Genomic DNA, 12,361 nt, shown 5'->3' on the forward strand with positions numbered 1-12,361 from the left:
TACCTCCCTTGTTGCATTACACGACCGGTGGAAGCCCACCGGGTTCTTCCAAACTCAGCCGACCCACCAACCGGTGCGCTGGCCGCGATGAAACTGGATTGTCTTTTCCTCGGTATAATCCTCGACAGCGCGTTTGCCGAGTTCGCGTCCGATGCCGGACTGCTTGTAGCCCCCGAATGGCAACTCGGGAAAGCCTTCCATGAATGTGTTCACCCAAACGGTCCCCGAACGCACACCACGCGCCACCGACATACAAGTGTCGATGCTGGCGCTCCACACCCCTGCAGACAGACCATAGGGCGTGTTGTTGGCGATGTGCAACGCCTTTTCAATCGATCCAAAAGTCAGGACGGAGAGCACCGGGCCGAACACTTCCTCGCGCGCAATAGCCATGTCTTCGGTAACGCCGCGGATGATGGTCGGATCGAGATACTGGCCGGCATTGGACGCCAGCTGGCCGCCACCGCAATAGACATTGCTGCCGTCTTTTGCTGCCACCGCGACGTAACCCGCGACCTTGGTCAGATGGTCGGCTGATATCATCGCGCCAACCTTGGTTCGGTCGTCGAGTGGGTCGCCGACCGTTACCATGGCGGTGAGCGCCTTGACGGTGGCGAGGAAATCGTCGGCGATGGCTTCATGCACGATCAGCCGGCTGCCGGCATTGCAGCATTCGCCGGCGTTGAAGAAGCCGCCGAACACTGCTGCGTCAGCGGCCGCCTCGAGATCGGCATCGGGGAAGACGATCTGGCCGTTCTTGCCGCCGAGCTCCATCGAGACTTTCTTCAGCGACTGCGCGGCGGAAGCCATGGTCATCTTGCCGACGCGGGTAGAGCCGGTGAACGACACCATCTCGACCAGCGGATGGCTGACCATCGGCCCCCCGACATCGGCGCCGAGGCCGGCCAGGATGTTGACGACGCCCGCGGGCAGGCCGGCCTGCATCAGGATGTCGCCGAGCACGAAGGTCGAGGCCGAGGTCATTTCGCTCGGCTTAACCACCGCGGTGCAGCCGGCGGCGAGCGCGAAGGGCAATTTCTGGCTGACGATCAGGAACGGGAAATTCCACGGGGTGATGATCGAGACGACGCCGATCGGCTCGCGCAGGACGACGCCCAGCATGGCGTCGCCGAGATTGGCGTAGCTTTCGCCGTGCAGCGTGCGGGCGAGCGAGGCGGCATAGCGCCAGATGTCGATGGCGCCGCCGATCTCGCCGCGCGCCTGGGCGATCGGCTTGCCGGATTCCAGCGCATCGAGTCGGGCGATGTCTTCGAGCTGGGCCTCGATCAGGTCGGCCGTCTTGAGCAGGATGGCTGCGCGCTCGGCCGCCTTCGTGCGCGGCCACGGGCCGGTCTCGAATGCCTTGTGCGCGGCCTGCATGGCCGCCTCCACCTCGGCCTCGCCGGCCTGCGCATAGCGCGAAACGGTGAAGCCATGGCCGGGGCTGTTGCGCGCAATCGTGCGGCCGTCACGGGCATCGACATGCTTGCCGTCGATCAGGAGCTTGTAAGCCTTCGGCGCCTTGGACGCCTCGGCCGGTATGGAAATGTTGAGCGGTGCGTTCATCATGCTTTCTCTAAGATCTGGAAAAGGCCGGCCTCTGCTTGGCCTTGAAGGCGCTCACGCCGGCTTTGAGGTCGCCGGTCAGCGCAACGAAGCCGCTGGCGAGCGCCTCGGTGGCGGCCGCACTTTCCTCGCCTTCGGCGACTGCGATCATCAGCTTGGCGGCTTCGGTTGCGAGCGGCCCGCGCCCGGCGATTTTTTCGGCCCAAGTCCTGGCCTCTGCCGGCGCCTGGCCGGTCTCGACCACGCGGTCAACGACGCCGAGGGCAAGCGCGTCGGAGGCGGCAAAGAGCTCGCCGCCGAGTGCCATGCGGCGCACGATCTGGGCCCCAAAGCGGCGCACGGCGCGCTGCGTGCCGGACCAACCGGGGACGACGCCGATCGATGTCTCGGGGAAGCCGAGCTTCACCTGCGTTTCGGCGACACGGAAGTCGCAGGCGACCGCCAGCTCCAGCCCGCCACCCAGCGCATGGCCGGAAAGCACCGCGATGGTCGGCTGCCGCAGCCGCGCCAGTCGGTCGAAGACACGGTGGCCGTAGCGCACCCATTGCACCTGAAAGTCGGCAGCGCTCATTTGTGCCCAGGCCTCGACGTCGCCGCCGGCGCAAAAGCCTTTGCCTTCGCCGCGGATCAGCACGACGCGCACGCCTTCAGCCATTTCGGCTTCGTCGAGCGCTGTCTCGAGCGCGCGCAGCATCGGAATGTCCAGCGCGTTGAACTTCTCCGGCCGGCGCAGCGTGACGATGCCGATGGCGCCGTCCTGCTCGAAGGTGACGAGGCGCTCAGCCATGCGCGCCTCCGAGAGAAGCGCCACCATTCAGCGACAGGCCGATCGGCCGGTCCTGATAGAGAGCCGCCGGCGTGAACTTGAGATCGTTGGCGATGCCGAGCGGAATCTCTGACTGCGCCAGCACATCGCGTTCGAGGTCGATGCCGGGCGCCAGTTCCGTCACCATCAGACCGTCCGGCGTCAGCTTCATCACGCAGCGCTCGGTGACGTAGGTGATGTCCTGCCCTTGCGCGACGGCGCGCTTGCCGGAGAAGGAGATGTGTTCGACCTCGTTGACCACCTTCTTGACCTTGCCTTCTGCATCGATGCGGATGCCGCCATCGGCGAGCGACAGTTTTGCGCCGGCATTGAAGAAGCCGGAGAAGACGATCTTTTTCGCCCGTGCCGTGATGTCGACAAAGCCGCCGGCCCCGGCGGTGACATGTGGCCGGGCCGAGAGTTTCGACACGTTGACGGAGCCATGGCGGTCGATCTGCAAGAAGGAGAGCAGCGAGGCATCGAAGCCGCCGGCCTGGAAATAGATGAACTGGTGCGGCGAGGGCATGATCGCCTCGGCATTGGAAGCGCAGCCGAACTTGAAGTCGAGCAGCGGCACGCCGCCGACGGCGCCCTGCTCGATCACCCAGGTGACCTTGCCGTGCTGGCCTTCCTCGAGAAGGATACGCGGCACGTTTGCCGAGATGCCGAAGCCAATGTTGACCGCCATGCCGTCGCGCAATTCCATGGCGACGCGGCGCGCGATTACTTTCTGGACGTTCATCTCAGCGTTGCGGAAGCTGGACAACGGCCGGAAGATCTCGCCCGAAATCGCCGGGTCGTAAGGCGTCAACGTCGTCTGCAACTGGTCCGGCGCCACCACGATGTGGTCGACCAGGACGCCGGGCACGCGCACGTCATGCGGCTTCAGCGTGCCGTTCTCGACGACGCGCTTGACCTGCGCAATGACGATGCCGCCATTGTTGCGGGCGGCGAGCGCCTGTTCGAGGCCGCCCAAATAGGCGCCTTCATGCTCGTAAGTGAGGTTGCCGCGCTCGTCGGCGGTGGTGGCGCGGATGATCGAAACGTTGGGCACGATCGAGCGGAAATAGAGCCATTCCTCGCCGTCGAACTGCTGCACCGAGACGATCGGCTCGCTTGCAGCCTCATTCATGGCGCAGCCCTGGTGGCGCGGGTCGGCAAAAGTGTCGAGGCCGACCTTGGTCAGCACGCCCGGCCGCTTGGCGGCAGCTTCGCGGTGCATGTCGAACAGGATGCCGGACGGCACATTGTAGGCGGCGACCGAATTGTCGCCGATCATCTTCCATATCTGCGGCGGCTCGGACGAGGAGGGGCCCGAGGGATAGGAGCCGCAGAGCGTGCGCTTCAACAGGCCAGGCTTAGCCAGATGGTCGATGCCCTTGATGCCATACATGTCGCCGGCGGCGATCGGATGCAGCGTGGTGATGTCTTTCGGATGGCCTTCAGCGTCGAAGCGCTGGCCGATGGCAGCCAGCACGGCATCCGGGCAGCCGAGGCCGCTCGATGAGGAGACGGAGACGGTCATGCCGTCCTTGATGAGGCTGGCGGCCTGCTGAGCGGAGACGAGCTTGCTCACTTGGCGCTCCCGAGTTTCGGCTCGATGGCAACCGCCTTGCCGGATTTCCCGGACAGCAACGCTGCTTCGGCGCAGGCTAGTGACCAGACGCCGTCCTCGCCGGTTGCGGAGGGCTGGCCCGCGCCGCTAATAGCGGCATGGAACTGGCGCAGCGACCTGACGTAGAGGTCTTCGCGGTCGAAGCTCAGTTCCTCCTCGCCCTTGGCGGTGCGTAGCAGCACCGAACCGACCGGCTTCTGCGTCATCACATTTTTAGCGATCAGCGAGCCTTCGGAACCATGCACCTCGAAGCCGGTATCGGCGAACTTCGTGGTGAAGCCTTCATGCGACTGGGCAATCAAACCGGACCTGAAGCGCCAGATGCACATGGCACCGTCTTCCAGCCCGCTGCCGGCCATGCCGGCCGACTGGGTGAAGGCCGAAATCTCGATCGGGTCGTCGCCGAGCACGAAGCGCAGCGTGTCGGCATCGTGCACGGTGATGTCGAGCATCACGCCGCCGCCGGCCTCAGGCTTGGTGATGCGCCAGCCCTGCAGGTTCTCCGGCAGATAGACGGCATGGAACACACGCGCGGCAATCGGCTTGCCGATGCGGCCGGCTGATATGGCGTCGCGCATGGCGCGGTGGGCGCCGGCATTGCGCAGATGATGGTTGGTGCCAAGCACCACGCCGGCTTCCTTGGCGGCGGCGACCATCGTGCGCGCATCAGTGCTGTTCAGCGCCAGCGGCTTTTCGCACAGAACATGCTTTCCCGCCTTGATCGCGGCCAGCGCCTGTTCGAGATGCAGTTCATTGGTGGTCGAGATGTAGACGACGTCGATGTCGGCGCCGAGCAAATCGTCAAGCGTCGAGACGGCGAGAGGAATGTTGTTTTCTGCGGCATAGGTCTTGGCGCGCTCCGGGTTGGAGCTCATCACCGCTGATATCTCGCCATCCTTTTGTGCGCGGATGGCGTTGATCATGAACTGTTTGGCGATCGTGCTGGCGCCGATCAGTCCCCATCTGATGCTCATGCCGCGTCTCCCATTCCTGCTGATGTGTTCTGGGCGCGGCGACCGGGACCGCAGCTGTCCCTGACGACCAGATTGACGGCGCCGATATGGTCCTCGGCATGCGTGGTGCGCGACTGGATCATCTTCAGCATGACGTGGGCGGCGCGTTCACCGAGGCCGGGTGTGTCGACCGAGACGCTGGTCAGCGCCGGCATATAATGCTCGGCCTCGACCACGTCGTCGAAGCCGACGACGGCAAAGTCCGCGCCGGGCTCCAGCCCGCGCTTGCGCAGCGCCAGCATGACGCCGAAGGCGACGGCATCGTTGAAGCACAGTGCCGCCGTCGGCGGCTCGGCCATGGCAAGGGCGGTTTCCAGGCACGCGATGCCGCCCCTGCGGCTGGTCTCGCCTTCGACGACAAGCACGTCGCGCCTGGCAATGCCCAATGTTTCGCAAGCTTCACGAAAACCGCCCAGGCGCTCCTGATAGACGACCAGGTCGGAGGTGCCGCCGAAGAAGGCCAGCCGGCGATGGCCCTTGCCGATCAGATGGGCGGCGGCGAGATACGCGCCGCGATGGTTGTCAGGAGCGATCACCGGGATGCGGCTGTCCGGCAGGCGGCGCATGGCGAAGACGACCGGCACGCCCGCCATCTCGAGGCGACGGAAGGCGCCCGGCGTGGTGCCGCGTGCCGGTGACACGATCAGGCCTGCGACGCCCTGTTCCATCAGCGACTTCAGCACTTCTTCCTGGCGCACCGGGTTCTCCGCCGTGTTGGCGATGAAGGGCACGATGCCGGCCGACTGGAAGACGCGCTCCATGCCGACCGCCAGCTCGGCGAAAAAGGGGTTGGTGAGATCGTTGATGACCATGCCGATGACGTTGGAATGGGCTTTGCGCAGATTGGCGGCGCCGCGGTTGTAGACATAGCCGACATCCTCGATCGCCTTGCGAACCTTGACCGCGGTTTCAGGCCGGATCAGCCCTGAGCCTTGCAGCACAAGCGACACCGTCGATTTGGACACACCAGCCTCGCGGGCGATGTCCAGGATCGTTGCCTTGGCCCGGCTGGCCATGTCGGTGGTTTCCTCCGCCTAAATGAGAAAATCTATTGGAACGTTCTAATCACTCTGCCAAACGAGAGTCAATCGGGATTCTTGCGGAGATCGAAAAGGTGATGAATGTGGTTCCTAGCAAGGACTCTTAGCCTTCTTCAACGTTTGGGCCGGTCCAATCGCCGGAATCATAAAGTTTCTTGATTTATTGGAACGTTCCATTTAGTAGGATGCCGAAAACGGAGGTTGCCATGGATATCACCCTGCCTACGCAGAATGGCGGCCGCGTCAGCTACAAGCTCGCGGGCAGTCCGGTCGAGCCCGTAATCGGTGCGGTTTTCCCGCGCATCGCCTATGCCGCGGCCCATGTCGTCGCCGACCCTTTCGCGATGACCGACCCCTGGTCGAAGCCTGCGGTCGACTGGGACAAGACGATGGCGTTTCGGCATCATTTGTGGCGGCTTGGCTTCCGCATCGCCGAGGCGATGGACACCTCGCAGCGCGGCATGGGTTTCGACTGGGCGAATGCGCAGGAATTGATCCGGCGCTCGATCGCCGAGGCGCGCAGCGTCGAATGCGCAGACCTCGCCTCGGGCGCCGGCACCGATCATCTGGCGCCGGCCAATTCGAGATCACTCGAAGATGTGATCGCCGCCTATGAGGAGCAGTTCGCTTTCATTGAAGGCGAGGGCGGCAAGGCGATCATGATGGCCAGCCGGGCGCTGGCAGCGGTCGCAAAGGGTCCGGACGACTATATCAGGGTCTACGATCGCATCCTCAGCCAGGCATCCGGCAAGGTCATCCTGCACTGGCTGGGCGACATGTTCGATCCTGCACTGAAAGGTTATTGGGGCAGCGGCAATTTCGAGGCCGCGCTCGACACCGTCGTCGCCATCATCGAGCGTCATGCCGGCAAGGTCGAGGGGATAAAGATTTCCCTGCTCGATGCCGGCAAGGAAGTTGCCTTGCGCAACCGGTTGCCGGAAGGCGTCGTCATGTTCACCGGCGACGATTTCAACTATCCCGAACTGATTGCCGGCGACGGGAAGCGGCACTCGCACGCCTTGCTCGGCATCTTCGACGCCATCGCGCCGGTCGCCAATGCGGCGCTCGCAAAACTGGCTGACGGAGACCGCGCCGGCTATGACGCGCTGATGGCGCCGACCGTGCCGTTGTCGCGCAAGATCTTCGAGGCGCCGACCGAGTATTACAAGGCCGGCATCGTCTTCATGGCCTGGCTCAACGGCCATCAGGACCATTTCGCCATGGTCGGCGGCATGCAGTCGGCGCGCGGTATCCTGCACTATGCCGACATCTTCCGCCTTGCCGACCAGGCAGGGTTGCTCGCCGATCCCGAGCGTGCGCTGGCCAGGATGAAGCATTTCTGCGCGATTGCAGGTGCCTGAGAACGACACAATCGCTGGCTGAAACCTGTCCCCCGTATGGGGGATTTGCGTTCTCGCGCCAAATCTGTATTCGGTTGCCGGGATTGGATGCGGACGGAGCGGCAATGACGGAAAAAGTGGCGCTCATCACCGGGGTTACCGGGCAGGACGGGGCCTATCTCGCAGAATTGCTTCTGCAGAAGGGCTATATTGTCCATGGCGTCAAACGCCGCTCGTCCTCGTTCAACACCGAGCGCGTTGACGACATCTATGTCGATCCGCACGAGCGCGGTGCGCGTTTCTTCCTGCATTATGGCGACCTGACCGACGCGACCAACCTTATTCGCCTGGTGCAGGAGACACAGCCCGGCGAGATCTACAATCTCGGCGCCCAGAGTCATGTCCAGGTGAGTTTCGAGACGCCGGAATACACCGGCAATGCCGATGCGCTGGGAACACTCAGGCTGCTCGAGGCGATCCGCATCCTGCGCCTGGAGAAGTCGGTGCGCTTCTATCAGGCATCGACGTCGGAGCTTTACGGCAAGGCGCGCGAGGTCCCGCAAAGCGAGGCGACGCCCTTCCATCCGCGCTCGCCCTATGCCGCGGCCAAGCTTTACGCCTACTGGATCACGGTCAACTACCGCGAGGCTTACGGCATGTTCGCCGCCAACGGAATCCTGTTCAACCACGAAAGCCCGACACGCGGCGAAACCTTCGTCACCCGCAAGATCACGCGGGCCGTCGCCTCGATCCATCACGGCCTTCAGGCCACGCTCTATCTCGGCAATCTCGACGCCAAGCGTGACTGGGGCCATGCGCGCGACTATGTGGAGGGCATGTGGCGCATTCTGCAGCACAGTGAAGCCGACGATTTCGTGCTGGCGACCGGTGAGGCGCATTCGGTGCGCGAATTCGTCGAACTGGCTTTTGCCGAGACCGGACGCACCATCCGCTGGCAAGGCGAGGGTGTCGATGAAGTCGGTGTCGATGCCGGTTCGGGCACTGTCCTGGTGCGCATCGATCCGCGCTATTTCCGGCCGACCGAGGTCGACCTGCTGCTCGGCGACCCCGCCAAGGCCAAAGCCAGGCTGGGGTGGTCGCACACGACCGGCTTCAGGGATCTGGTGGCGGAAATGGTGCAGGCCGATCTGGCGCGCACCGCCGGCGGCACGCGGCAGAACAGCCGTTCTGCGTGAGGCAGGTTCATGGACGCGACATTTGATCTGAAAGGCAAGCGTGTCTTCGTCGCCGGGCATCGCGGCATGGTCGGTTCGGCCGTCGTGCGCCGGCTGGCGAGCGAGGACTGCGAGATACTCACCGTATCGCGCGACGGGCTCGACCTGCTTGACCAGGCAGGGGTGCGGCGCTGGATGGCCGAGCACAGGCCGGATGCGGTGGTGATGGCGGCCGCCAAAGTCGGCGGTATCCTGGCCAATGACCGGTTCCCTGTCGATTTCCTGCAGCAAAACCTGGTTATGCAGGGCAATGTCATTGACGGCGCCTTTCGCAGCGAGGTCGGCAAGCTTTTGTTTCTCGGCTCGTCCTGCATCTATCCAAAGCTCGCGCCGCAGCCGATCAGGGAAGACGCCCTGCTGACCGGTCCGCTCGAACCCACCAATGAATGGTATGCGATCGCCAAGATCGCCGGGCTCAAACTGTGCCAGGCCTATCGGCGCCAGCATGGCGTCGACTACATCTCAGCGATGCCGGCCAACCTTTACGGTCCTGGCGACAATTTCGATCTCCAGTCCAGCCATGTCGTGCCGGCCCTGATGCGAAAGGCGCATGCGCTGGCGCTGAGCGGCGGCAACAGCCTCGAGGTCTGGGGCTCGGGCACGCCACGGCGTGAATTCCTGCATGTCGACGACGCCGCCGATGCCTTGGTCTGGCTGTTGAAGAATTATGCCGGCGACAGCCACGTCAATGTCGGTTCGGGCGAGGATGTCACCATTGCCGAGCTTGCCCAGACCGTCGCATCGGTCGCCGGCGTCGAGGCTGATATCGCCTTCGATACGACCAAGCCAGATGGCACCCCGCGCAAGTTGATGGATGTTTCGCGGCTGTTTGCGACGGGATGGCGCCCGCGCTACGCGCTTCGCGATGGATTGGAACAGACATATGCGTGGTTTCTCAACCATATTGAGAAGGGTGATGTCCGCCTCGGCGCGGCCTGATTCCAATTTTCCTTGAACCATTTCGCTGCCGCCCGCGACCAAGCGGTGTGTAGCAAACACGGTCCATCAAGGAGAACGTCAATGTTTATCACTTCAAGAAACGCATTTCTCGCCGCCATCGCGGTTTCGGTGCTGGCAGGGTGTCAGACGGCACCGCCGAGGGAATGCGAGAAGACCAAGCCCGGTGTCACCTACAACGGCAAATGCTGCGGCATCGGCACACCGTGCCGTGAAGGCAACAACACCCCTCATGACAAGCCCGACAGGCCCGATCCGCGGCCACAGTGATCCGCGAGCCAGAAACGTCCCGGCACGTGCCGGGACGTCTCGCCCCCGACAGGGTGGATTTACGGATCGGAAGGCCGCTACCCGGTTCCTTGCTGGCCGGCATTTGAATACGAAACGGGACGGCGGGGCAGTAGACGATGCGGTCGCGCAGATCGCGCGAAAACTTCCCGCCGGATCTGTACTTCAAGGGGCTGTTCGACTGTTCGAAGGGAAGGTCCCGTAGAAACTCAGATTTCGCTTTCCGTCGATGCGAAGGATGCTACTAAAAAAAATTCGAGATGCTCTTGAACTCATTTGGGGCGCCTCCTAATTCGATTTCCGCCAAGGCCATAAGGCTCGGCAAAAAATGGCGGCGCCGCACGGGGCGGCGTCCTTGTACCCATGTTGCTTCAAGGAGGATGTGGCTATGAGAACCTTTGATACCCTCTATCGGACCACCGTCGGTTTCGACCGGCTTTTCGACATGCTCGACAGCGGCACGCGTCCAGACTGGCCGCCCTATAACATCGAGAAGGTCGACGAGAACGATTACCGTATCTCGATGGCCATCGCAGGCTTCAGCCAGGATGAGGTTGAGCTGACCCAGCATGGACCCGAACTGGTCGTGGTAGGCCAGAAGGCTGATGATCAGAGCGGACGCCAGCTGCTGCACCAGGGCATCGCCTATCGCAGTTTCAGGCAGACGTTCAAGCTTGCCGACCACATGAAGATCAAGGCAGCCAAACTGGAGAATGGCCTCCTCTCGATCGACATCGTCCGTGAGATTCCCGAAGAGCTGAAACCGCGCCGCATTAGCATCGGCGTCGGCGACACGCCGACGGCCGCCACTCAGATCACGCAAGACACGGACCGCGCGCGTAAAGCCGCGTAATCCTGTCGATCTGTCACACTTTGAACTGCGGGTCCGCCTCCCGGTTCCGGCCGGGAGGCTGTGATTGCGGAGAAACGAAGATGATCACTGCAGGACGTACTGGCGCGCCTCTGTCGCGCGCCTGCAGTTGGCCTGGACCGCGCAAACCATGAAACTCAATGGTTCGTTCAATTTGGAGGATCATATGAACGATCGGATGTTTGACAGCGCCGTTTTCGTGAAAAGCGGCGACAACCTTGTTCAGGAAATCACGTGTCTCGAGGACGCTCTGGAGTTCCTCTATGAATGGCCGAAGGACAGGCGCGGCCCCATTCACCAAACGGCATTGCGGGCCTGCCAGCGAGCTTTCGATAGCGATTATCCGCTTTCCGCAGCCAGAGACGCGTTCAGCGGTTTTGCGAAAGCAGCCAGAATCCTTGAGGAAGTATCCACGACAATGCCGTGGATGATGGGCAGAGGTGGCGAAGGCGGAGGAGTGACTGCCTAAAGCGCGTCGCGAAACGGATTCATGCGACACGCTTTAAGTCTTTGTTTTGATGCATGTCGTTGTCCCAGAACCGCGGCATACTTCTGGGTGACATGCATTAGGAAAGGAGGTCATGATGCTATCGAAACCTTTTGAAAAGCCAGTCCGGGTGTGGGTGGGATTGGGCTTTCCCCGCCAACTCAACACGGTCGCGGATGCTTATCAATTCGCAGCCGAATGGTGTGGCAACAGCCCGGAGCAGAGAGCTGCTATTCGCGCTTGCAAAGCCGCTCTGATTGGTGATGTGGAACCCGAGACAGCACGAGGCGTCTTCGTCGCGTTCGCTCGCAAGAAGGATATTCTTATGGAGGACGGCATCGAGCCTGCGCCTTCAAGGACGCTAAGCCCGCACCACGTCTAAAGCGCGTCGCGTTTGAACGGACTCAGGCGACGCGCTATAGGTCTTTGTTTTTATGCATGTCGTTGTCTCAAACCGGGACCACTTTTGAGCGCCATGCATTAGAATGTCCACAAACACGAGGCGGCTGCCACAAGCGGTGGCCGCCTTACCGGCTAAGTCGTCGAAGGGGTGCGCCAAAAACGGGCTTGGCTAAGTTATTGAAAGGATGGTGGGCGTGACAGGGATTGAACCTGTGACCCCTGCAATGTCAATGCAGTGCTCTCCCGCTGAGCTACACGCCCATCCGAAGCCGCGCATACACCATTTTTGGTCCAGCGCGTCAATAGCAGGACGGGGAAAGAAAGGCTCGTTTTGTCGCGCCGCCGAAGAACCGGCGAGATCACACAGTGCGCGCGCTTCAGGCGGCCTGCAGCATTTTTTCGACCTCGTTGACGAGATCGCGCAGGTGGAAGGGCTTGGACAGCACCTTGGCGTCTTTCGGCGCCTTGGAATCGGGGTTGAGCGCGACGGCCGCGAAACCGGTGATGAACATCACCTTGAGGTCGGGATCGATCTCGGTGGCGCGGCGGGCGAGTTCGATGCCGTCCATCTCCGGCATGACGATATCGGTCAGCAGCAGGGAGAAAGGTTCTTCGCGCAGCCGCTCGTAGGCGCTGGCGCCATTGTCGAAATCGCTGACGTGATAGCCGGCCCGCTCCAGTGCCTTGACCAGGAACCGGCGCATGTCGTCGTCGTCTTCCGCCAGCAGAATGCGTGCCATCT

At 62.5% G+C, this 12,361-nt stretch carries 13 protein-coding genes and 1 tRNA gene; 7 read left to right on the plus strand and 7 right to left on the minus strand.

Going from position 1 to position 12,361, the window contains the following annotated elements:
* Nucleotides 1-54 precede the first annotated feature (54 nt).
* From NLY43_RS24540 to NLY43_RS24560, 5 genes are read right to left on the minus strand one after another with little or no spacing between them, the layout of a single operon-like run.
* On the minus strand, nucleotides 55-1,566 hold the full coding sequence (locus NLY43_RS24540; RefSeq protein WP_023710929.1) for an aldehyde dehydrogenase family protein: 1,512 nt from the start codon (nucleotides 1,564-1,566) through the stop codon (nucleotides 55-57).
* Nucleotides 1,567-1,576: 10 nt separating this feature from the next.
* The gene (locus NLY43_RS24545; RefSeq protein WP_023710930.1) at nucleotides 1,577-2,353 is read right to left on the minus strand and encodes an enoyl-CoA hydratase/isomerase family protein; all 777 of its coding nucleotides are present in this window, start codon (nucleotides 2,351-2,353) and stop codon (nucleotides 1,577-1,579) included.
* Nucleotides 2,346-3,947 (minus strand): acyl CoA:acetate/3-ketoacid CoA transferase, encoded by a 1,602-nt coding sequence (locus tag NLY43_RS24550; protein ID WP_023710931.1) that lies wholly within the window; start codon nucleotides 3,945-3,947, stop codon nucleotides 2,346-2,348. Before NLY43_RS24550 ends, NLY43_RS24545 begins: the two co-directional genes overlap by 8 nt.
* The gene (locus tag NLY43_RS24555) at nucleotides 3,944-4,960 is read right to left on the minus strand and encodes a Gfo/Idh/MocA family protein (protein WP_023710932.1); all 1,017 of its coding nucleotides are present in this window, start codon (nucleotides 4,958-4,960) and stop codon (nucleotides 3,944-3,946) included. Before NLY43_RS24555 ends, NLY43_RS24550 begins: the two co-directional genes overlap by 4 nt.
* Complete coding sequence (locus tag NLY43_RS24560; RefSeq protein ID WP_023683225.1) at nucleotides 4,957-6,015, minus strand: LacI family DNA-binding transcriptional regulator; 1,059 nt, start codon at nucleotides 6,013-6,015, stop codon at nucleotides 4,957-4,959. The genes NLY43_RS24555 and NLY43_RS24560 overlap by 4 nt, the downstream gene beginning before the upstream one ends.
* A gap of 230 nt (nucleotides 6,016-6,245) precedes the next feature.
* On the opposite strand from NLY43_RS24560, the gene NLY43_RS24565 reads away from it, so the two are divergent.
* The 7 genes from NLY43_RS24565 (at nucleotide 6,246) to NLY43_RS24595 (ending at nucleotide 11,599) form a co-directional block, all read left to right on the plus strand.
* Complete coding sequence (locus NLY43_RS24565) at nucleotides 6,246-7,400, plus strand: dihydrodipicolinate synthase family protein (RefSeq protein WP_023691824.1); 1,155 nt, start codon at nucleotides 6,246-6,248, stop codon at nucleotides 7,398-7,400.
* A 104-nt stretch (nucleotides 7,401-7,504) separates the two neighbouring features.
* On the plus strand, nucleotides 7,505-8,575 hold the full coding sequence (gene gmd / locus NLY43_RS24570) for a GDP-mannose 4,6-dehydratase (RefSeq protein ID WP_023686427.1): 1,071 nt from the start codon (nucleotides 7,505-7,507) through the stop codon (nucleotides 8,573-8,575).
* A gap of 9 nt (nucleotides 8,576-8,584) precedes the next feature.
* Nucleotides 8,585-9,553 carry a GDP-L-fucose synthase gene (gene fcl / locus NLY43_RS24575; RefSeq protein ID WP_023691823.1) on the plus strand — a complete coding sequence of 323 codons (969 nt, stop codon included), beginning with the start codon at nucleotides 8,585-8,587 and terminating at the stop codon, nucleotides 9,551-9,553.
* Nucleotides 9,554-9,634: 81 nt separating this feature from the next.
* Nucleotides 9,635-9,841, plus strand: a complete 207-nt coding sequence (locus NLY43_RS24580; protein WP_023710933.1) for a hypothetical protein — start codon at nucleotides 9,635-9,637, stop codon at nucleotides 9,839-9,841.
* 406 nt (nucleotides 9,842-10,247) lie between these two features.
* A complete protein-coding gene (locus tag NLY43_RS24585; protein ID WP_023671192.1) occupies nucleotides 10,248-10,712 on the plus strand; it encodes an Hsp20 family protein in 465 nt (154 codons plus the stop codon).
* 64 nt (nucleotides 10,713-10,776) lie between these two features.
* Complete coding sequence (locus NLY43_RS24590; RefSeq protein ID WP_306413578.1) at nucleotides 10,777-11,199, plus strand: DUF982 domain-containing protein; 423 nt, start codon at nucleotides 10,777-10,779, stop codon at nucleotides 11,197-11,199.
* Between the two features lie 112 nt (nucleotides 11,200-11,311).
* Complete coding sequence (locus tag NLY43_RS24595) at nucleotides 11,312-11,599, plus strand: DUF982 domain-containing protein (protein ID WP_245260022.1); 288 nt, start codon at nucleotides 11,312-11,314, stop codon at nucleotides 11,597-11,599.
* Between the two features lie 206 nt (nucleotides 11,600-11,805).
* Here the strand turns inward: NLY43_RS24595 and NLY43_RS24600 are convergent.
* Both NLY43_RS24600 and cpdR read right to left on the minus strand, forming a co-directional pair.
* Nucleotides 11,806-11,880: transfer RNA gene (locus NLY43_RS24600), tRNA-Val, on the minus strand.
* 116 nt (nucleotides 11,881-11,996) lie between these two features.
* Nucleotides 11,997-12,359 carry a cell cycle two-component system response regulator CpdR gene (cpdR, locus tag NLY43_RS24605; RefSeq protein WP_023671195.1) on the minus strand — a complete coding sequence of 121 codons (363 nt, stop codon included), beginning with the start codon at nucleotides 12,357-12,359 and terminating at the stop codon, nucleotides 11,997-11,999.
* Between the last annotated feature and the right edge of the window lie 2 nt (nucleotides 12,360-12,361).

This window comes from Mesorhizobium sp. C416B (assembly GCF_030323165.1).
Taxonomy (GTDB): Bacteria; Pseudomonadota; Alphaproteobacteria; order Rhizobiales; family Rhizobiaceae; genus Mesorhizobium.

Coding starts and splice junctions, on each gene's coding strand:
- NLY43_RS24585 (WP_023671192.1), top strand. CDS start 10,248: ATGAGAACCTTTGATACCCTCTATCGGACCACCGTCGGTTTCGACCGG.
- NLY43_RS24555 (WP_023710932.1), bottom strand. CDS start 4,960: ATGAGCATCAGATGGGGACTGATCGGCGCCAGCACGATCGCCAAACAG.
- NLY43_RS24565 (WP_023691824.1), top strand. CDS start 6,246: ATGGATATCACCCTGCCTACGCAGAATGGCGGCCGCGTCAGCTACAAG.
- NLY43_RS24560 (WP_023683225.1), bottom strand. CDS start 6,015: ATGGCCAGCCGGGCCAAGGCAACGATCCTGGACATCGCCCGCGAGGCT.
- NLY43_RS24540 (WP_023710929.1), bottom strand. CDS start 1,566: ATGAACGCACCGCTCAACATTTCCATACCGGCCGAGGCGTCCAAGGCG.
- NLY43_RS24545 (WP_023710930.1), bottom strand. CDS start 2,353: ATGGCTGAGCGCCTCGTCACCTTCGAGCAGGACGGCGCCATCGGCATC.
- gmd (WP_023686427.1), top strand. CDS start 7,505: ATGACGGAAAAAGTGGCGCTCATCACCGGGGTTACCGGGCAGGACGGG.
- NLY43_RS24595 (WP_245260022.1), top strand. CDS start 11,312: ATGATGCTATCGAAACCTTTTGAAAAGCCAGTCCGGGTGTGGGTGGGA.
- NLY43_RS24580 (WP_023710933.1), top strand. CDS start 9,635: ATGTTTATCACTTCAAGAAACGCATTTCTCGCCGCCATCGCGGTTTCG.
- fcl (WP_023691823.1), top strand. CDS start 8,585: ATGGACGCGACATTTGATCTGAAAGGCAAGCGTGTCTTCGTCGCCGGG.
- cpdR (WP_023671195.1), bottom strand. CDS start 12,359: ATGGCACGCATTCTGCTGGCGGAAGACGACGACGACATGCGCCGGTTC.